20 protein-coding genes are annotated in these 19,294 nt (G+C 71.7%); 11 read left to right on the top strand and 9 right to left on the bottom strand.

Going from position 1 to position 19,294, the window contains the following annotated elements; translation table 11 throughout:
- Window positions 1-98 precede the first annotated feature (98 nt).
- Window positions 99-1,271 (top strand): phosphodiester glycosidase family protein, encoded by a 1,173-nt coding sequence (locus tag ACFY0K_RS00565; RefSeq protein ID WP_390637916.1) that lies wholly within the window; start codon window positions 99-101, stop codon window positions 1,269-1,271.
- Window positions 1,272-1,304: 33 nt separating this feature from the next.
- Here the strand turns inward: ACFY0K_RS00565 and ACFY0K_RS00560 are convergent, their stop codons facing one another.
- From ACFY0K_RS00560 to ACFY0K_RS00535, 6 genes are all read right to left on the bottom strand, one after another.
- Window positions 1,305-1,499, bottom strand: coding sequence for a hypothetical protein (locus ACFY0K_RS00560; protein ID WP_093505948.1), 195 nt, complete (start codon window positions 1,497-1,499; stop codon window positions 1,305-1,307).
- 102 nt (window positions 1,500-1,601) lie between these two features.
- Complete coding sequence (locus tag ACFY0K_RS00555; RefSeq protein WP_390637915.1) at window positions 1,602-2,465, bottom strand: phosphatidylinositol-specific phospholipase C/glycerophosphodiester phosphodiesterase family protein; 864 nt, start codon at window positions 2,463-2,465, stop codon at window positions 1,602-1,604.
- Window positions 2,466-2,647: 182 nt separating this feature from the next.
- A complete protein-coding gene (locus ACFY0K_RS00550; protein WP_390637914.1) occupies window positions 2,648-3,721 on the bottom strand; it encodes an acyl-CoA dehydrogenase family protein in 1,074 nt (357 codons plus the stop codon).
- Entirely contained in the window at window positions 3,718-4,899 is a 1,182-nt protein-coding gene (locus ACFY0K_RS00545; RefSeq protein ID WP_390637913.1) for an acyl-CoA dehydrogenase family protein, read from the bottom strand. Before ACFY0K_RS00545 ends, ACFY0K_RS00550 begins: the two co-directional genes overlap by 4 nt.
- Entirely contained in the window at window positions 4,896-5,864 is a 969-nt protein-coding gene (locus ACFY0K_RS00540) for an NADPH:quinone oxidoreductase family protein (protein WP_390637912.1), read from the bottom strand. The genes ACFY0K_RS00545 and ACFY0K_RS00540 overlap by 4 nt, the downstream gene beginning before the upstream one ends.
- Before the next feature lie 95 nt (window positions 5,865-5,959).
- Window positions 5,960-6,535: an XRE family transcriptional regulator gene (locus tag ACFY0K_RS00535; RefSeq protein ID WP_351955648.1), complete on the bottom strand. Its 576-nt coding sequence runs from the start codon at window positions 6,533-6,535 to the stop codon at window positions 5,960-5,962.
- A gap of 78 nt (window positions 6,536-6,613) precedes the next feature.
- On the opposite strand from ACFY0K_RS00535, the gene ACFY0K_RS00530 reads away from it, so the two are divergent.
- The 5 genes from ACFY0K_RS00530 to ACFY0K_RS00510 all read left to right on the top strand — a co-directional run bounded on the left by ACFY0K_RS00530 (window position 6,614) and on the right by ACFY0K_RS00510 (window position 11,292).
- A complete protein-coding gene (locus tag ACFY0K_RS00530; RefSeq protein WP_390637911.1) occupies window positions 6,614-7,543 on the top strand; it encodes an NAD(P)/FAD-dependent oxidoreductase in 930 nt (309 codons plus the stop codon).
- Between the two features lie 29 nt (window positions 7,544-7,572).
- The gene (locus ACFY0K_RS00525) at window positions 7,573-9,111 is read left to right on the top strand and encodes an ATP-dependent DNA ligase (protein WP_390637910.1); all 1,539 of its coding nucleotides are present in this window, start codon (window positions 7,573-7,575) and stop codon (window positions 9,109-9,111) included.
- Entirely contained in the window at window positions 9,108-9,575 is a 468-nt protein-coding gene (locus tag ACFY0K_RS00520) for an NUDIX domain-containing protein (protein WP_390637909.1), read from the top strand. Before ACFY0K_RS00525 ends, ACFY0K_RS00520 begins: the two co-directional genes overlap by 4 nt.
- A gap of 75 nt (window positions 9,576-9,650) precedes the next feature.
- Window positions 9,651-11,036: an NADP-dependent succinic semialdehyde dehydrogenase gene (locus ACFY0K_RS00515; RefSeq protein ID WP_390637908.1), complete on the top strand. Its 1,386-nt coding sequence runs from the start codon at window positions 9,651-9,653 to the stop codon at window positions 11,034-11,036.
- Window positions 11,037-11,061: 25 nt separating this feature from the next.
- Window positions 11,062-11,292 (top strand): DUF6213 family protein, encoded by a 231-nt coding sequence (locus ACFY0K_RS00510; RefSeq protein WP_089105419.1) that lies wholly within the window; start codon window positions 11,062-11,064, stop codon window positions 11,290-11,292.
- A gap of 93 nt (window positions 11,293-11,385) precedes the next feature.
- Here ACFY0K_RS00510 and ACFY0K_RS00505 read toward each other — a convergent pair whose 3' ends face one another.
- A complete protein-coding gene (locus tag ACFY0K_RS00505; protein WP_390637907.1) occupies window positions 11,386-12,039 on the bottom strand; it encodes a transcriptional regulator in 654 nt (217 codons plus the stop codon).
- A gap of 185 nt (window positions 12,040-12,224) precedes the next feature.
- On the opposite strand from ACFY0K_RS00505, the gene ACFY0K_RS00500 reads away from it, so the two are divergent.
- The 3 genes from ACFY0K_RS00500 to ACFY0K_RS00490 are packed head-to-tail and all read left to right on the top strand — an operon-like array spanning window position 12,225 to window position 15,098.
- Entirely contained in the window at window positions 12,225-13,292 is a 1,068-nt protein-coding gene (locus ACFY0K_RS00500; RefSeq protein WP_390637906.1) for a type III polyketide synthase, read from the top strand.
- Between the two features lie 2 nt (window positions 13,293-13,294).
- Window positions 13,295-14,569 (top strand): cytochrome P450, encoded by a 1,275-nt coding sequence (locus ACFY0K_RS00495; protein WP_390637905.1) that lies wholly within the window; start codon window positions 13,295-13,297, stop codon window positions 14,567-14,569.
- 7 nt (window positions 14,570-14,576) lie between these two features.
- Window positions 14,577-15,098 (top strand): cupin domain-containing protein, encoded by a 522-nt coding sequence (locus tag ACFY0K_RS00490; RefSeq protein WP_390637904.1) that lies wholly within the window; start codon window positions 14,577-14,579, stop codon window positions 15,096-15,098.
- 112 nt (window positions 15,099-15,210) lie between these two features.
- Here the strand turns inward: ACFY0K_RS00490 and ACFY0K_RS00485 are convergent, their stop codons facing one another.
- Window positions 15,211-16,437 (bottom strand): acyl-CoA dehydrogenase family protein, encoded by a 1,227-nt coding sequence (locus ACFY0K_RS00485; protein WP_351955657.1) that lies wholly within the window; start codon window positions 16,435-16,437, stop codon window positions 15,211-15,213.
- A 173-nt stretch (window positions 16,438-16,610) separates the two neighbouring features.
- Between ACFY0K_RS00485 and ACFY0K_RS00480 the strand changes: the two genes are divergently transcribed.
- The gene (locus tag ACFY0K_RS00480; RefSeq protein ID WP_093505920.1) at window positions 16,611-17,255 is read left to right on the top strand and encodes a TetR family transcriptional regulator; all 645 of its coding nucleotides are present in this window, start codon (window positions 16,611-16,613) and stop codon (window positions 17,253-17,255) included.
- 96 nt (window positions 17,256-17,351) lie between these two features.
- Here ACFY0K_RS00480 and def read toward each other — a convergent pair whose 3' ends face one another.
- Complete coding sequence (def, locus tag ACFY0K_RS00475; protein WP_390637903.1) at window positions 17,352-17,891, bottom strand: peptide deformylase; 540 nt, start codon at window positions 17,889-17,891, stop codon at window positions 17,352-17,354.
- A 151-nt stretch (window positions 17,892-18,042) separates the two neighbouring features.
- Here def and ACFY0K_RS00470 point away from each other — a divergent pair, with 151 nt between their 5' ends.
- On the top strand, window positions 18,043-19,281 hold the full coding sequence (locus ACFY0K_RS00470) for a MurT ligase domain-containing protein (protein ID WP_390637902.1): 1,239 nt from the start codon (window positions 18,043-18,045) through the stop codon (window positions 19,279-19,281).
- The last annotated feature ends 13 nt before the right edge of the window (window positions 19,282-19,294 follow it).

Here is a 19,294-nt window from a genome sequence, read left to right as displayed (position 1 = left end):
AGGAACTTGACGAGACATCAGGGGGTGCGGTGACGCATCGTCGGAGACGGCTTGCAGCGACGACCCGAACTCTGTGCACGATTCTCACCACGTCCGGCGTGCTGGCCGGTGCGGCCCTCGTGGGGGCGGCACCGGCCGGCGCCGCGTCGGGCGCCGGCCGGATCGCGTCCGGCGTCGCCTACCGGCAGTTCGACCTCCCCGCGGCCAAGGGCACGGTCCACGTCCATCTGCTGACCGTCGACCTGACCGACCCGCACGTCCGCGTGGACCTGCTCTCGCCGGGCGCGGTGGCCGCACGGTCGCGGGTGTCCACGATGGCGGACGCGGCGGGCGCGGTCGCGGGCGTGAACGGCGACTTCTTCAACATCAACGAGACCCAGCACCCGGGCGTCGAGGCGACCGGCGCGAGCGTCGGTCCGGCGATCGCGCACGGCCGGGTGCTCAAGTCGGCGGTGCCGACGGCCCAGCGGTTCGGCCCGTCGCTGCCGCCGGGCACCGGCACCACCGACGTCTTCGGCGTCGGCGTGGACCGCCGGGCCCGGCTCGACCGGCTGACGCTCGCCGGTACGGTCCGCACCCCCCACGCCACCCTGGCGCTGCGGGGGCTCAACCAGTACGCCCTGGCGCAGGGATCCGTCGGCGCCTACACCGCCGCCTGGGGCTCGGCGTCCCGCAAGCGCGCCACCTGCGGCTCGGACACCGACCGGGCCGCCGGGTGCAGCACGGACACCTACGAGGTGCGGATCCGCGGCGGCAGGGTCGTCGCCACGTCCGCGACCCCGGGCAGCGGTGCGATCGCCGCGGGCACCACCGTCCTGCTGGGCCGGGAGGCGGGCGCGGACAGGCTGCGCGCCCTCACCAAGGGCGAACGGGTCACGGTGCGCGAGCGGATGGTGGCGTCCGCGTCCAGGATCCCGTACCGCTTCGCGGTCGGCGGGTACCCGGTGCTGCGCGACGGCGAGCCGCTGGCCGGCCTCGACGGCACCACCGCGGCCGTGCGCACGGCCGTCGGCTACGCGAACGGCGGGCGCAGGCTGCTGCTGCTCGCGCTGGACGGCGCGGTGGCCTACCGAAGCGGCCTGACCATCGCCGAAGTAGCGGAGGAGATGCGGCTGTTGGGAGCGGCCGACGCGTTCAGCCTGGACGGCGGCGGCTCCACGACCATGGTGGCCCGCACCGCGGGCACGCAGACGGTGAGCGTGCTCAACCACCCGACCGACAGCCCGGAACGCGCCGTGGCGAACGGAATCGGGATCTTTTGGAAACCCTGACGGAACCCCTGACGCAACCCTCTAGCGGCCGGCTCAGGGCCGCAGACTGCTGACCAGGTCCGCGGTGGCGGTGAGCCCGCTGGTGATGGTCGGCGCCATGCTGGTGCTGGCCAGGAAGAACCCGAACAGCATGCAGACCAGGGCGTGCGAGATCTTCAGCGCGCCCTGGCGCATGAAGATCACGGCCAGCAACAGGAGCAGCAGCACCACAGAGATGGAAACGGCCATCGCGAACCTCCTCCGCCACGCCCGTTCCGGGGCGTTCGGCCGCAAGTGTGGCGTAGCGGAGGGTGGGGCCGTGCGGTTGACACGGCCCCCGTTCGAGTGGTGTTACGACCCGGCGCGGGCGTCCAGGAAGGCCTCCAGGCCTGCCAGGTCGTCGGTGTTGAAGTAGTCGATGCCGGCGGCCAGGAGTTCGCGCCACAGCGCGTCGCGGTCGGGGCCGGCCACGTCGGGGGTGTTCCAGAAGCGCACCGTCTGGCCGTGCGCGTGTGCCTGGCCGATGATGTCGCGCAGCTTCTGCCGCTCGGCGTCGGGAAACGCGCCCGCGCCGAGCCAGGTGAAGTTGAGCTGCCAGTTGTCGCTGATCAGCGGGACGAAGGAGGCGGGCGCCGCGGTACCGAGGTCGGTGAGCCGGCCGTCGTAGAAGGCCCGGCGCACGGCCTGCGCCTCCATCGGCGTGCGGGCGGCACGGTCGCCGGAGATGACGTTGGTGACCGCGCCGGGGATCACCCGGCCGTGGGCGTAGGTGGTGAACAGGTGCGGGTAGCGCCGCAGATGCCGGTCGAGCTCCAGGTAGGTCGAGGAGCCCTCGGTCTTGATGTCGATGAGCAGCTGCAGCGGCCTGCGCCAACCCCGGTACACAAAACCGTGGTTGGCCTTGACGATCGCGGCCAGCGGGTCGAGGTAGAGGGATTCGAGGGTGCGGCTCGGGTCGAGGTCGTCCTCGGTGTGGCCGATGAGGAGCTGGTCCCCGACGAGGAAGATGTCGGCCTCGACGCTCCCGAACCGGTGGCCGAGGGCGTCGTGGAGGGGGTGGGTGTGCTCGTAGTCGTTGTGGGCGTGGGCACGCCACAGCGGCCGCCGCCCGCGACGGCCGCCGCCCGCCCAGGCCTGCGCGCCAGGCAGTACGACGGCACCGGCGAGGGCGCCGCCGAGGGTGCCGAGGGCTCTGCGACGGGTGGTGAGGGCCATGCTCTGCCTCCCTTGTAGGGCCATGAGTGACCCAAGGGAGTATGCGTTCGAGCAGAGCCCAATTGATGTATCTCTGCAGGGAGTTGGCTGGACTGCCGTCCCTGGTTCACTTCAGGCGCCCCGAAAGGGGCGCGGGGAACTGCACGACCAGCCCCCACACACCCGCACCCGAAAACCGGAAATCACGGCGTCTGAAGACCGACCAGTTCGCCCAAGACCTCCCGATGCGCCCCCGCCGTACCGAAAGCAATCGAATCCGCCTTGGCCCGCTTCAGATACAGATGGATCGGGTGTTCCCAGGTCATCCCGATCCCCGCATGCAACTGCAGTGCCTCCTCGGCGGCGTGCACGGCGACCGGCGCCGCGTAGGCCTGAGCGACGGCCACGGCCACGTCGGCATCCTCGCCGGAGGCGAGCGCATCGGCGGCGCCCCGCGCAGCGGCCCGCAGGTTCACCACCTCCAGCCACAACTGCGCCAGCCGGTGCTTGATCGCCTGGAACCCGCCCACCGGACGGTTGAACTGCTTGCGCTCCTTGAGGTACCGCACGGTCTCGGTCAGCGCCCACTCGGCCACGCCGAACTGCTCGGAGGCCAGCAGACCGGCCCCGGCGCGCAGGGCCCGCCGTACCGCGGTCTCGGCGTCGCCCACGCGCCGTCCAGCCGCCCCGTCCAGGGTGACCGTGGCGAGCGGCCGGGTCAGGTCGAAGGACACCTGCGGGGTGACGGTCGCGGCACCCGCCTCGACCGCGTACAACCCGCCGTCGTCCCCCGGCACCAGCAGCACGTCCGCCGCGACCGCGTCCGCGATCCCGGTCAGCTCGCCGTGCAGACGCCCGTCCTCGACGCGTACGGCCTTGAACTCGCCCCCCGGGGCGACGTGCAGCCCCACCGCCAGCGCCCCGACGGTCCGCCCGGACGCCAGCTTCCCGAGCAGCTGCCCGTCGCCGCAGGCCAGCAGCGCCTCGGTCGCCACCACGGCACTGGTCAGGTAGGGCACCGGCGCGACCGCCCGCCCCAGTTCCTCCAGGACGACGGCGACCTCACGGTGCGAGGCGCCCTGGCCGCCCTGCTCCTCGGGGACCAGCAGCCCGGCGAGCCCCATGCCCTCGGTGAGGGCCTTCCAGGCGGCCGGGTCGTACGGGGTGTCGGACTCGGTGCGGGCGATGACGCCCGGCGCGTCGCAGTGGTCGGCGAGCAGGTCCCGCACCGCCGCCCGCAGCGCCTCTTCCTCCTCCGAGTACAGCAGATCCGTCATCGGGCCAGGTCCTTCCAGGCGACGTCCTTGTCGGTGCGCGGTTCGGCCGGCAGGCCCAGGACGCGCTCGGCGACGATGTTCAGCAGGACCTCGCTGGTCCCGCCCTCGATGCTGTTGCCCTTGGCGCGGAGGTAGCGGTAGCCGGCGTCGCGGCCGGTGAAGTCCACCAGTTCGGGCCGCCGCATGGTCCAGTCGTCGTACAACAGGCCTTCCTCGCCGCGGAGTTCGACCTCAAGGCCGCTGATCTCCTGGTTGAGGCGGGCGAAGGCGAGCTTCATGCCGGCGCCCTCGGGGCCGGGCTGGCCCGCGACGAGCTGCTGGCGCAGGCGCTCGGCGGTGAGGCGGGCGACCTCGGACTCGACCCACAGCTTCAGCAACCGCTGGTGCAGGTCGTGGGTGCGCAGCTCGGGGCGTTCGCGCCAGGTCTTCGCGACCGGGCCGATCATGCCGCCCTCGCGGGGCAGCCGCATGCCGCCGATGGCGACGCGCTCGTTGTTCAGGGTGGTCTGCGCGACCCGCCAGCCGTCGCCGACCGCGCCGAGGCGACGGGAGTCGGGGATGCGGACGTCGGTGAGGAAGACCTCGTTGAACTCGGCCTCGCCGGTGATCTGCCGCAGTGGGCGGACGTCGACGCCGGGGTCGGTCATGTCGCAGATGAAGTAGGTGATGCCGGCGTGCTTGGGCACGTTCGGGTCGGTGCGGGCGATGAGGATGGCCCAGCGGGCGTTGTGCGCGCCGGAGGTCCACACCTTCTGCCCGTTCACCACCCAGTCGTCGCCCTCACGCACGGCCCGGGTGCCCAGCGCGGCCAGGTCGGAGCCGGCGCCCGGCTCGCTGAACAGCTGGCACCAGACCTCCTCGCCGATCCACAGCGGCCGCAGATAGCGCTGCTTCTGCTCCTCCGTGCCGTACTTGAGGATGGTCGGCGCGGCCATGCCGAGCCCGATGCCGTTGCGGCGGGAGTCGTTGTCGGGGGCGCCCGCGGCCTCCAGTTCGGCGTCCACGACGGCCTGGAGGGAGCGCGGGGCACCGAGACCGCCGAGGCCCTCCGGGTAGTGCACCCAGGCCAGTCCGGCGTCGAACCGGGCCTTGAGGAAGTCGAGCCTGTCCGTCGTGGCGGGCGGGTGCGCGGCCAGCAACTCGCCGGTGCGGCGGGTGAGTTCGGCGGCGTCGGTCATGCTGCGGCTCCGTTCGGTACGACGGTGACCCGGCCGGTGGTGACGCCGTCGCCGACCCGCTGCACGGCCGCCGCGGCCTCGGACAGCGGGACCCGCTCGCTCACCAGCGGCTTGATGGCGCCCTTGGCGGCCAGCTCGGTGAGCTGCCGGTGGCACTCCAGGATCAGCCTGGGGTTCTTGGTGGCGTACAGGCCCCAGTGCAGGCCCAGGATGGAGTAGTTCTTCACCAGGGCGTGGTTGAGCGCCGGGCTGGGGATGGTGCCGCTGGCGAAGCCGACGACCACGATCCGGCCCTCGAAGGCGACGACCTTGGTGGACTGGGTGTAGGCGTCGCCGCCGACCGGGTCGTAGATCACGTCGGCACCCCGGCCGCCGGTGGCCTCCTTGACGGCGGCGACGACGTCCTCGGCGCGGCGGTCGACGACGACGTCACAGCCCTGCTCGCGGGCGACGGCGGCCTTGTCGGCGCCACCGACCACGCCGATCACACGCGCCCCGGCCGCCTTGCCGAGCTGGACGGCCGCGCTGCCGACCCCGCCGGCGGCGGCGTGCACGAGCAGGGTCTCGCCGGCCTGGAGAGCCGCCCTGCGGTGCAGTCCGAACCAACCCGTCTGGTAGCCGATGTGCAGCGCGGCGGCCTCGGCGTCGTCCAGTGCCTCCGGGGCGGGCAGCAGCGCGGCGGCGTCCGCGACCGCGTACTCGGCGAAACCGCCGTGCGGCAGCGCGGGGTTGGCGATCACCCGGCGCCCGTCCTCGGTCTCGCCGCAGATCTCCACCCCGGGGGTGAACGGCAGCGGCGGACGCACCTGGTAGTGGCCCCGGCACATCAGGACGTCGGGGAAGTTGATGTTGGCGGCACGCACCCTGAGCAGCACCTGGCCGTCACCGGGCGTGGGCCGCTCCACCTCCTGGAGCCGCATCACCTCGCTCGGCTCGCCGTTCTCGTGCACTTGCCATGCCTGCATGCGGTGCCTCCACAGACTGCTTCGTCGGGGTCCACCGCATACTAAGCGGTCGCTTGCCCACGAGGGAACCGTGTCCGGGGTAACAGACGGATTAGTCACTCCTGCTTTTTCGGCCGCGCCCGCACATGCATCCGCTCCCCCTGCGGCCCGAACAGGCTGAGGAACTCCACCGGGCCCTCCCCCGTCGACCCGAACCAGTGGGGCACCCGGGTGTCGAACTCGGCCGCCTCCCCGGGCCCCAGCACGACGTCGTGCTCCCCCAGCACCAGCCGCAGCTTCCCGGACAGCACGTAGAGCCACTCGTAGCCCTCGTGGGTGCGCGGCTCGGGTTCGAGCTTCCGCTTCGGCTCGACCACCTTGAAGGCCTGCAGGCCGCCGGGCTGCCGGGTGAGCGGCAGGAAGGTGCGGCCGTACCGCTCCATCGGCTTGGCCCGCACCCGGGGATCGCCGGCCGGCGGGGCGCCGACCAGTTCGTCCAGGGGCACCTGGTGCGCCTGCGCGATCGGCAGCAGCAGCTCCAGGCTGGGCTTGCGCAGCCCGGACTCCAGCCGGGAGAGGGTGCTGACCGAGATGCCGGTGGTCTCGGAGAGGGCGGCGAGGGTGACCTCGCGCTCCTTGCGGAGCCGGCGCAGCCGGGGCCCCACGCCCGCGAGGACGTCGTCCGTAGTCATGCCTGCATTGCAGTTTCGGCAAAGACGTTTGTCAATCCGGCAGCTCACGGGCGAGCCTCGGCCGCGGAGGTGGTCACCATGACCGATACGTACGAGGTGGTCGTCGTCGGCGGCGGCGCGGCCGGGCTGTCCGCCGCGCTGGTCCTGGGCCGGGCCCGGCGCCGCACCCTGGTCGTCGACGCGGGCGAGCCGCGCAACGCCCCGGCGGCCCACATGCAGGGCTTCCTGTCCCGCGACGGCATGCCGCCGGCGGAGTTCCTTGCGGTGGGCCGGGAGGAGATCGCGCGGTACGGGGTGGAACTGGTCCGGGACCGCGCGGTGGGCGCGACGAGGGACGGCGGTTTCGCGGTGGAACTGGCGGGCGGCCGGACGGTCCGGGCCCGGCAGCTGGTCGTCGCCACCGGCCTGAAGGACGAGCTCCCGCCCGTCCCGGGGGTGGCCGAGCGCTTCGGCCGCGATGTGCTGCACTGCCCCTACTGCCACGGCTGGGAGGTTCGCGACCAGGCGTTCGGCGTGCTGGCCACGACCCCGATGAGCGTGCACCAGGCGCTGATGGTCACCCAGTGGTCCAAGGACGTGACCCTCTTCCTGCACCGGGTCGAGGAGACGGAGCTGACCGACGACGACCTGCGGCGGCTGGCCGCGGCCGGGGTCCGGGTGGTGCCCGGTGCGGTGGCCGGGCTGCGGATCGAGGACGGCCGGCTCACGGGCGTGCACCTGGAGGACGGGAGCCTGCACGCGCGGGAGGCGCTGTTCGTCGCGCCCCGCCCGGTCCCGCAGAACGCCCTGTTCCGCGCGCTGGGCGCGGAGCTGGCGGAGACCCCCTTCGGCGCCTACCCGGTGATCGACGAGCTGGGCCGGACGACCGTGCCCGGACTGTGGGCGGCCGGCAACGCGAGCGGTTTCGCCGAGCAGGTGGTCAACGCGGCGAGCCGCGGCTACCGAGCCGGCGCGGCGATCAACGGCGAGCTGCTCTTCGCGGACCTGGACGCGACCGTGCGGGTGTAGTCCGGGCCCGCCCGTTGCACCATGGCTGCATGCTGCTGACCCGGCTCGCCGAAGTGTCCCGGGAGGTCGCCGCCACGGCGGCCAGGTCCCGCAAGACCGCGCTGCTCGCCGAGCTCTTCCGGGAGACGGCGCCCGACGACGTCCCGGTCGTCATCCCCTACCTGGCCGGCCGGCTCCCCCAGGGCCGCCTCGGCGTCGGCTGGAAAGTGCTGAGCCGGCCCGTCCCGGCGGCCGCCGAACCGTCCCTCACCGTGCGCGAGGTCGACGCCCGGCTCAGCGATCTCGGCAAGGTCTCCGGGGCCGGTTCGCAGGCCGAACGGGCCCGGATCGTGGGCGAGTTGATGGGCGCGGCGACGGCGGACGAGCAGCGCTTCCTGCTGGGGCTGCTCTCCGGGGAGGTGCGGCAGGGCGCCCTGGACGCGGTCGCCGTCGAAGGGCTCGCGCGGGCGACCGGGGCGGACCCGGCCGACGTCCGCCGGGCGGTGATGCTCGCGGGGTCCCTCCAGACGGTGGCGGCGGCGCTGCTGGCGGACGGCCCGCCGGCCCTGGACCGCTTCCGGCTCACCGTCGGCCGCCCGGTGCTGCCCATGCTGGCGCACACCGCCTCCTCGGTCGCCGAGGCGGTGCAGAAGCTGGGCGGCTCGGCGGTCGAGGAGAAACTGGACGGCATCCGGGTCCAGGTCCACCGGGACGGCGACACGGTACGGGTCTTCACCCGCACCCTGGACGACATCACCGACCGCCTTCCCGAGGTGACCTCCGCGGCGCGCGAGCTGAGGGGCGAGCGGTTCGTCCTGGACGGCGAGGTGATCTCCTTCGACGCGGACGGCCGGCCCCGCTCCTTCCAGGAGACGGCAGGCCGGGTCGGCTCCCGGACCGACGTGGCGAAGGCGGCCCGTCAGGTCCCGGTCTCCCCGGTCTTCTTCGACGCGCTCTCGGTCGACGGCCACTATCTGCTCGACCTCCCGTTCGCCGAACGGCACGCGGCGCTGGCCCGGCTGGTCCCCGAGCCGATGCGGGTGCGCCGGGCGCTGGTGTCGGGCCCTGACGACACGGCCGCTGCCGAGGAGTTCCTCGCGGCCACCCTCGCTCGCGGCCACGAGGGCGTGGTCGTCAAGTCGCTGGACGGCCCCTACAGCGCGGGCCGTAGGGGCGCCTCCTGGCTGAAGGTGAAGCCCGTCCACACCCTCGACCTGGTCGTGCTGGCCGCCGAGTGGGGCCACGGCCGCCGCACCGGCAGGCTGTCCAACCTCCACCTCGGAGCCCGCAACCCGGACGGCACCTTCGCCATGCTCGGCAAGACCTTCAAGGGCATGACCGACGCGATGCTGGAGTGGCAGACCGCCCGGCTCAAGGAGCTGGAGGTCTCGGACAACGGCTGGGTGGTGACCGTACGCCCGGAACTCGTCGTCGAGATCGCCTACGACGGCCTGCAGCGTTCCTCCCGCTACCCGGCCGGCGTCACCCTGCGCTTCGCGCGCGTCGTCCGCTACCGCGAGGACAAACGGCCGCAGGAGGCCGATACGGTGGAAACCCTGCTGGCCGCGCACCCGGAGGTACGGCGTTGACGGAGCCGAGGCGAAGCGCCGGACTGCTGTTGTTCCGGCATACGGGCGAGGGCGTTGAGGTGTTGCTCGGCCATATGGGCGGGCCGTTCTTCGCGAAGAAGGACGCGGGTGCCTGGACCGTCCCCAAGGGCGAGTACGAGCCGGGCGAACCGGCCTGGGAAGCGGCCCGCCGCGAGTTCCGGGAGGAGCTGGGGCTGGCGCCGCCGGACGGGGAGGCGATCGAGCTGGGCGAGGTGCGGCAGACCAACGGCAAGATCGTCACCGCGTGGGCGATCGAGGCGGACCTCGACCCGGACACGATCGCACCCGGCACCTTCGTGATGGAGTGGCCGCCGCGGTCCGGCCGGATCCAGGAGTTCCCCGAACTGGACCGGGTGGCCTGGCTGAGCCCGGACCGGGCCCGCGAGGTGATCGTCAAGGCCCAGGCCGCGTTTCTCGACCGGCTGGCGGAGCACTCGGGCTGAACGGAGTCCCCTACGTTGCGGCCTACCCGGCCGCGCGCGAAGGTCTTAGCAAGCCCGCTCCCAGGGAGGTCAGCCATGCCCATCGCGACGGTCAACCCGGCGAACGGCGAGACGCTCGAAACGTTCGAGCCCATGGACGAGGACGAGCTCGAACGCCGGCTCGAACTCGCCGAGGCGACGTTCCGCACGTACCGCACCACCACCTTCGCCGAGCGCGCCCGGCTGCTGCACGCCGCCGCCGGCCTGCTGGACGCCGACCGGGACGACATCGCGCGCACCATGACCACCGAGATGGGCAAGCCGCTGAAGCAGGCCCGCGCGGAGGCCGCCAAGTGCGCGAAGGCGATGCACTGGTACGCCGACCACGCGGAGGAGCTGCTGGCCGACGAGGAGCCGGCGGACACGGACGTGAAGGACTCGGGCGCGTCCCGGGTGCGGGTGCGCTACCGCCCGATCGGGCCGGTGCTCGCCGTGATGCCGTGGAACTTCCCGCTCTGGCAGGTGGTCCGCTTCGCCGCGCCCGCGCTGATGGCGGGCAACGTGGGCCTGCTCAAGCACGCGTCCAACGTCCCGCAGACGGCCCTGTACCTGGAGGACCTGTTCCACCGGGCCGGCTTCACCGAGGGCTGCTTCCAGACCCTGCTGATCGGCTCCGGCGCGGTCGACGACATCCTGCGCGACGAGCGGGTGCGGGCGGCGACGCTCACCGGCAGCGAGCCCGCGGGCCGCGCGGTCGCCGCCACCGCCGGCGAGATGATCAAGAAGACGGTCCTGGAACTGGGCGGCAGCGACCCGTACGTGGTGATGCCCTCGGCGGACGTCGACCGCGCCGCACAGATCGCGGTGACGGCGCGCGTGCAGAACAACGGGCAGTCGTGCATCGCGGCGAAGCGGTTCATCGTGCACACGGACGTCTACGACGCGTTCGCCGAGAAGTTCGTGGCGGGCATGGCGGCGCTGCGCACGGGCGACCCGATGGACGAGGCGACGGACGTCGGGCCGCTCGCCAGCGAGCAGGGGCGCAAGGACCTGGAGGAGCTGGTCGAGGACGCGAAGCGGTCGGGTGCCCAGGTGCTGTGCGGCGGGGAGCGGCCGGACGGACCCGGCTGGTACTACCCGCCGACCGTCCTCGCCGGGATCCACCGCGACATGCGCATCCACCGCGAGGAGGCGTTCGGGCCGGTGGCCACGCTGTACCGGGCCGGGGACCTGGACGAGGCGATCCTCATCGCCAACGACTCGCCCTTCGGACTGAGTTCGAACGTGTGGACGCGGGACGAGGCCGAGGTGGACCGGTTCGTACGGGATCTGGAGGCAGGCGGCGTGTTCGTCAACGGCATGACCGCCTCCCACCCGGCGTTTCCGTTCGGCGGGGTGAAGCGGTCCGGATACGGCCGTGAGCTGTCCGGGCACGGAATCCGGGAGTTCTGCAACATCACGACCGTTTGGCAGGGTGCGTGACGGTTGCACGACTACGATCCCGAGTGTGAACCGCGAAGTGACCTTGCCTCTGATCGTCGACGACCGCGGGACCTTGCAGGTGGCCGCGGCCGACGTGAGTAAGTTGTTGCGGACGTTGGGGGCACGGTGGCTGCGTCTGGTGGAGGCCGACGAGGGTGGGCTGGACGAGGACACGGTGGCTGCACTGACCATCGAGCTCGCGAAGCTCGCTGATCGGATCGACGTGGCCTGTATCGCCCACAGCAGTGGGGAGTAGGGGGCGTTCGGCGGGTGCGGGTGGTTCGTGGTTGCTCGCGCAGTTCCTCCCCCAGCCTTCGGCCGGGGGTACCCCCAGCGCCCCTGAAAGCAATCAGCTGAGCGCGCTCCAGAACATCTCCTCGTATGCCTGGAGCAGGCGGCCGTACGTGTACACGCGCCTCTCGTCCAGGCGGCCTGAGTCCAGTCCCGCCTGTACTGCTGCCTCCGCCTGCTCGTCCAGGGCCGGGGCTGGTTCGGCGAAGAGGTCGAAGAAGGCGCAGGCCTCGTCGGTGAAGCCGTAGTGGGTGCGCAGGCCCTGCGCGATGGCCGCGCAATACGTGCCCCACGTCGCGAAGTTGGCCGTGATGGCCAGGACTGCGTCCGCCGGGACCGCGTTGAGGGCCAGCCAGGAGATGTACGCCGGGTACGCCTGGCAGCCCGGCAGGGGGACGTACGCCTGCATGCGCTCGGCATCCACCCCGCACGCCTCGGTGAACGCGCCCAGCCGCTCCGCCGCCAGCTCCTCGCCCTCGGCCAGCAGCGTGAAGAACCCGGCGGCCGCCGGGTCCCCGGAGGCGCGCTGCGCCAGATGCAGGAACGCGCGCCGGTCGGCGGGGATCACGCGGTGTTGTTCCAGGGCCAGTGCGGCGAGTGTCTCCAGACTCGCCCGGCCGCCGGCGACGAGGGGGACCAACGGATTGGTGTTCGGGTCCGGGGCAACCTCTGACCTGGTCGTTTCCAGCATTTCCGCGGCCTTGCCGGGCATCGCGTCCTCCTCGTCCGGGATAGCTCTGTGCTGCTCCGACCCTGACACGGGGTCACCGGTTCGGAGTAGTCCGGCGAGAGATCGTCGCCCTCAAGGGTGATCGTGAAGGAACCACCTCCTGAGGTGAACCACCTCTCTGACCGGTCGGGCCAAACCCGCCGGAAGGCTGAAAGCAGGCACGGTTCATGGCGACTTTGTGCAAACCCTCAGTGTCGGTCCCGGAGTACGTGATCACGATGGAGGAGACGCTGGAACTGGCGCGCTCCCACCACGAGAACCACCCGCAGCTGCCACTGGCGCTGAGACTGATCGAGAACACGGGCGTACGCACCCGGCACATCGTGCAGCCGATCGAGGAAACCCTGAAGCACCCCGGCTTCGAGGAGCGCAACAAGCTCTACGAGACCGAGGCCAAGGCCCGGGTCCCCGCAGTCATCCAGCGGGCGCTCGACGAGGCCGAACTGCTCACCACCGACATCGACGTGATCATCTACGTCTCGTGCACGGGCTTCATGATGCCGTCGCTCACGGCCTGGCTGATCAACGAGATGGACTTCGACTCCACCACCCGCCAGATCCCCATCGCGCAGCTCGGCTGCGCGGCCGGCGGAGCGGCGATCAACCGGGCACACGACTTCTGCTCGGCGTACCCGAACGCCAACGCCCTCATCGTGGCCTGCGAGTTCTGCTCGCTGTGCTACCAGCCGACCGACCTCGGCGTCGGCTCGCTGCTCTCCAACGGCCTCTTCGGTGACGGCATCGCCGCCGCCGTGGTCCGCGGCCAGGGCGGCACGGGCGTCGAACTCGAACGCAACGGCTCGTACCTGATCCCGAAGACCGAAGAGTGGATCATGTACGACGTGCGGGCCACCGGGTTCCACTTCCTGCTGGACAAGCGGGTCCCGGCGACCATGGAGCCGTTGGCGCCGGCCCTCCAGGACCTGGCGGGGCTGCACGGCTGGGACGCGTCCGACCTGGACTTCTACATAGTCCACGCGGGCGGGCCGCGAATCCTGGACGACCTGAGCAAGTTCCTCCAGGTCGATCCGCACGCCTTCCGGTTCAGCCGGTCCACGCTCACCGAGTACGGCAACATCGCGAGCGCCGTCGTCCTGGACGCGCTGCGCCGGATGTTCGACGAGGGCGGCGCCGAGCACCAGGCGCGCGGCCTGCTGGCCGGGTTCGGTCCCGGCATCACCGCGGAGATGTCGTTGGGTCGCTGGCGGCGTCGGGGCGGAGAGGCGGCGCGATAGAGATGGCGCTCACCGAACCGCTCGACCCCGCCGGTGAGGCCGCCGGGGAGGCCGCCGGCGCGGCCACCTGCGCGGCCACCGGTGAGGCCGCCTGGCAGGTCCGGCACTGGGAGGTGCCGGACCTGGCGGGGTTGGAATTCGACCCCACCCTGGCCGAGCTGATGCGGGAGGGTCCGGTCACCCGGATCCGGCTTCCCAACGGCGAGGGCTGGGCGTGGCTGGTCACCCGGTACGACGACGTGCGGATGGTGGCCAACGACCCCCGGTTCAGCCGTGCGGCGGTGATGGCGCAGCCGGTCACCCGGCTCGCCCCGCACTTCATCCCGGACCGCGGCGCGGTCGGCTTCCTGGATCCGCCCGACCACACGCGGCTGCGCCGCACGGTGGCCCCCGCGCTCACCTCCAAGGGCGTGGAGCGGGTCCGGGACAAGGCCCGCCTGATGCTGGACGAGATCGTCGACGAGCTGGTCCGGGACGGCCCGCCCGCCGATCTCACGGCGACGGTGCTGAGCCCGTTCCCCATCGCGGTGATCTGCGAGGTGATGGGCGTACCGGCCGCCGACCGGCACACCATGCACATCTGGACCCAGCTGATCCTGTCCTCCAGCCACGGCAAGGAGGTCAGCGAGAAGGCCAAGCGCGAGATGAGCGCCTACTTCGCCGACCTCATCGAGCTGCGTGAGAACAGCACGGGCGAGGACGTGTGCTCGCTGCTGGGCGCCGCCGTGGGCCGCGGCGAGGTCGCGCTGGAGGAGGCCGTCGGTCTCGCCGTCCTCCTCCAGATCGGCGGCGAGGCGGTCACCAACAACAGCGGGCAGATGCTCTACCTGCTGCTGACCCGCCCCGACCTCCTCGACCGGCTGCGCACCGAGCCGGCGATCCGCCCCCGGGCGATCGACGAGCTGCTGCGCTGGATCCCGCACCGCAGCGCGGTCGGGCTGTCCCGGATCGCCACGCGGGACGTGGAGATCAAGGGCGTACGGATCCGCGCGGGCGACGCGGTCTACGTCTCGTACCTGGCCGCCAACCGCGACCCGGACGTCTTCCCGGACCCCGAGACGATCGACTTCACCCGCAGTCCCAACCCACACGTCTCCTTCGGGTTCGGCCCGCACTACTGCCCCGGCGGCCAGCTCGGCAGGCTGGAGGAGGAACTCCTCGTCGACGCCCTGCTCGACCGGCTGCCCGGGCTGCGGCTCGCCGTTCCTCCGGAGCAGGTGCCCTTCAGAAAGGGCGCGCTGATCCGGGGACCCGAAGCACTACCGGTGACCTGGTGAGTAGCCCATGACGACAGCCGAGGGACTCCTCGTCCCGCCAGGACACGGGCGCGTGGTCCACACGCCGGCCCAGCGCGTCACCTTCAAGGTGACGGGAACGCACTCGCGGATGGCCTCCACCTTCGAGGTGGACGTCCCGCCGGGCTTCGACGTGGGCGCCCATGTGCACACCCGCAGCGAGGAGCTGTTCTACGTCCTCGAAGGCGAGCTGGACGTCCTCGCCTTCGAGCCACGCATCCGCACTCCTGACAACTGGCAGAAGTGGGAGTCGAGTTCGGGCACGAGGGTGGTACGGGCGACCCCGGGCACGCTGATCGCCGTACCTCCCGGCTGCCCGCACGCCTTCGCCAACCCGACGGAAGCCCCCGCGCGGATGTTCTTCCAGTCCTCACCGCCACCCGACCACGAGCGCTACTTCGAGGAGCTCCTGGAGATCCTGGGCAGCGGCGGCCCCCCGGACCACGAGGCGATCGAGATCCTCCGCAAGCGCTACGACATCGAGCAACTGACACCTCTGAAGCACCGGTGACTGTGCCCACGCGTTCGGGGGCGCGGGGCGTTGTCGACATGCGGCTCCGCCGCGTGGGCGCGAGCAACCCCCACGCACGGCCGGCCCGCGACGCACCCGCACCCCCACGGCGCTACCGGATCGGCTTCCCCGACAAGGTACGGGCGATCACCAGCCGCTGGATCTCGCTCGTCCCCTCGAAGATTGTGTAGATCGCCGCGTCCCGGTGCATCCGCTCCACCGGATACTCCCGCGTGTACCCGTTCCCGCCCAGGATCTGGATCGCCTGGGCCGTCACCTTCTTCGCCGTCTCGCTCGCGAACAGCTTCGACATCGACCCCTCGGCCGCGGTGAACGGCTTCCCGTTCACCGCCATCCAGGACGCCCGCCACACCAGCAGCCGGGCCGCGTCGACGGCCGTCCGCATGTCGGCGAGCTGGAACGCCACGCCCTGGTTGTCGATGATCGGCCGCCCGAACTGCTCCCGGGTCACGGCGTAGTCGAGGGCGACCTCGTAGGCGGCGCGTGCCGTACCGACGGCCATCGCACCGACGGCGGGCCGCGAGGCCTCGAACGTGGCCATCGCCGCGTTCTTCACGCGCTCACCGCCCGACTTCGCCCGCTCCCGGGCCCGGGCGAGGCGCTCGTCCAGTTTCTCCTTGCCGCCGAGCAGGCAGGACCCGGGCACCCGGGCGTTGTCCAGGACGACCTCGGCGGTGTGCGAGGCCCGGATCCCGTGCTTCTTGAACTTCTGGCCCTGGGACAGCCCGGGCGTCCCCGGCGGGACGATGAAGGAGGCGTGGCCCTTGGAGCCGAGCTCCGGGTCGACGACCGCGACGACGACGTGGACGTTGGCGATGCCGCCGTTGGTCGCCCAGGTCTTGGTGCCGTTGAGCACCCACTCGTCCTTGGCCTCGTCGTAGACGGCCCGGGTGCGCATGGAGGCCACGTCGGAGCCGGCGTCGGGCTCGGAGGAGCAGAACGCGGCGACCTTGACGTCGTTGGTGTCGCCGTACATCTGGGGGATCCAGGTGCCGATCTGCTCCTCGGTGCCGTTGGCGAGGACGCCGACGGCGGCGAGGCCCGTGCCCACGATGGACAGGGCGATGCCCGCGTCACCCCAGAACAGCTCCTCCATGGCCATCGGGATACCGAGGCCGGTGGGGTCGAAGTACTGCTGGGCGTAGAAGTCCAGGGAGTAGATGCCGACCTTCGCGGCCTCCTGGATGACCGGCCAGGGAGTCTCCTCACGCTCGTCCCATTCGGCTGCCGCGGGACGGATGACGTCGGCGGCGAAACCGTGCAGCCAGTCCCGGACCTCCTTCTGTTCGTCGTTGAGTTCCATGGTGAACTCGGCCATGACCCCTCCAGCGGCGGCGCATAATGTGTTACTAGCGGTAACCCGAGTCTGTTACTCGTCGGTAGGAAAAGTCAACTCCCAAGGTCACCTCGGCAGCCAGTTCGAGAGCAGATGGCTGTCAGGTGTTAGTTTGCGCAGGCGTCACCGAAAAGAGCACGGGGTGGGGAGAGCACATGGACACCACGCAGCGGACCGAACAGCAACGGTCCGCCGACCGCCGACGGCGCGAGCTGCTGGAAGCCGCCGACCGGGTGGTGCTGCGCGACGGCCCACAGGCTTCCATGAACGCCATCGCGGCGGAGGCGGGCATCACCAAACCCATCCTCTACCGCCACTTCGGCGACAAGAGCGGGCTGTACGCGGCACTGGCCAAGCGGCACACGGACGCGCTGCTGAACTCGTTGCGGGCTGCGCTGGACGCTCCGGCGGAGCGCCGTGAGCGCGTCGAGGCGACCCTGGACACGTACCTCGCGGCGATCGAGGCGCGGCCTCAGGTGTACCGGTTCCTGATGCATCCCGCGGAGGGCGGCACGGGGGCCGACCAGGGGTTCGACGTGGGGAAGCACTCGGCTCCGCTGCTGCGGCGGATGGGCGAGGAGCTGGCGCAGGTCATCGAGGACCGGCTGGATCTCGGGCCCGGGAGCCAGCAGCTGGCGCGGGTGTGGGGGCACGGGATCGTCGGGATGATGCATGCCGCGGGTGACTGGTGGCTGGGGGAACGGCCCTGTTCTCGTGCGGAACTCGTGAAGAGTCTCGCGGACCTTTTGTGGGGGCGGCTCGCTGCGGCCGGGGACAAGATCGGCGGTCCGGGGTTCTGAGGGTCGAGTTTCGGCTGGCCGCCGGTGGGGGCTTGTCGCGCCCACCCGGCGGTAGCCGCACATCGAATACAGCCCCGCGCCCCTAGGTATCTCTCCTCACCGGCGCCAAGAGGACTTCGCCACCTGGCGCATCAGCTTGCGCCTGCGCCAGCCCGTCACGTGGTCGGCGTACACGCGGCCCTCCAGGTGGTCGGTCTCGTGCTGGAGGCATCTCGCGAAGAAGCCCGTGCCGTGGATCGTGATCGGCTCGCCCGTCGCCGTGAAGCCCTCCACCACCGCGTGGTCGTGGCGTTCCGTGCCCGCCTCCAGGCCCGGCAGGGACAGGCAGCCCTCCGGGCCGCGGAGGGTCACGCCGTCCGCGGTCACCAGGCGGGGGTTCACGACGTGACCCAGGTGGCGGACGTCCTCGTCGTCGGGACAGTCGAAGACGAACACCCGCAGCGGCTCGCCCACCTGGTTCGCCGCCAGGCCCACGCCCTCCGCCGCGTACATCGTCGCGAACAAGTCCTCCACGAGCCGGGAGAGTTCGGGGCCGAACTCGGTGACCTCCGCACAGCGGGCGTGCAGGACGGGGTCGCCGAGCAGGGTGAGGGGCCGGACCCGCCCGTGGGCGCCCGGAATGGAACCGTGTCGCATGGCCGCAAGGGTACGGTTCGGATGGGCCCCTGCTCGCCGCGCAGGCATGGGCCGGAATTCGGGTGTGCGAATGGATCTCGATAGGCTGAGGTGCACACCACGTTGCCGGATGGCTCAGGCGCGGCGCGTACGCAAGGAGGATCGAGAACTGATGGCAGGCAACTCGGACCCGCTCACGCCGCGGGCCAAGCTGGCCGTGACCGCGGGCAAGGCGGTCGCGGCGGCGTCCCGGGCAGCGGGTCGCGGCAGCGGATCCGTGATCGGCGGCCGGGTCGCGCTCAAACTCGACCCCGACCTTCTCGCCCGGCTCGCCCAGAACCTGGACGTGACCCTCGTCTCGGCGACGAACGGCAAGACGACGACCACCAGGCTCATCGCCGAGGCGCTGAAGGCCGCGGGTCCGGTCGTCTCCAACGCGCTCGGGGCCAACATGCCGGCCGGCATCACGTCGGCACTGGCAGGTGGCACGGAGTCCAAGTTCGGCGTCATCGAGGTCGACGAGAAGTACCTGGCCGGGGTGGCCCGGGACACCGACCCGAAGTGCATCGCCCTGCTCAACCTCTCCCGCGACCAGCTCGACCGCGCCGCCGAGACCCGCATGCTCGCCGAGAACTGGCGGGAGGGACTGGCCGGGTCGAAGGCCGTCATCGTGGCGAACTGCGACGACCCGCTGGTGGTGTGGGCCGCGTCCTCCTCCCCCAACGTGATCTGGGTCGCCGCCGGGCAGATGTGGAAGGACGACGCCTGGTCCTGCCCGTCCTGCGGCGGCGTGATGCAGCGGCCCGGCGACGACTGGTTCTGCGGCGAGTGCGGGTTCCGGCGGCCGACGCCGAGCTGGGTGCTCTCCGGGGACCACGTGCTCGACCCGCACGGCTCCGCCTGGCCGATCCACCTGCAGCTGCCGGGCCGCGCCAACAAGGCGAACGCCGCCTCCTCGGCCGCCGTGGCCGCCGTCTTCGGAGTGCCACCGCAGGTCGCCCTGGAGCGGATGTACCAGGTGCAGGCCGTCGCGGGACGCTACGACGTCGTACAGTTCCAGGGGCGCGACCTGCGTCTGCTCCTCGCCAAGAACCCGGCCGGCTGGCTGGAGACGTTCTCGCTGATCGACCCGCCGCCGGCGCCGGTCATCCTCTCCGTGAACGCCCGCGGCGCCGACGGCACCGACACCTCCTGGCTGTGGGACGTCGACTACACGCGCCTGACCGGCCACCCGATCTTCGTGCTCGGCGACCGCAAGCTGGACCTCGCGGTGCGTCTCGAGGTCGCGAACCAGCACTTCCAGGTCTGCGACTCCCTCGACCAGGCCGTCCAGATGTGCCCGCCGGGCCGCATCGAGGTCATCGCGAACTACACCGCGTTCCAGGACCTGCGCCGCCGCGTCGGCAACTGACCACGAAGGACGA

This window comes from Streptomyces sp. NPDC001507 (genome assembly GCF_042894765.1).
Taxonomy (GTDB): Bacteria; Actinomycetota; Actinomycetes; order Streptomycetales; family Streptomycetaceae; genus Streptomyces.
Note: the sequence above shows the minus strand (reverse complement) of the source record. Positions and strands in the feature narration are given on the sequence as shown.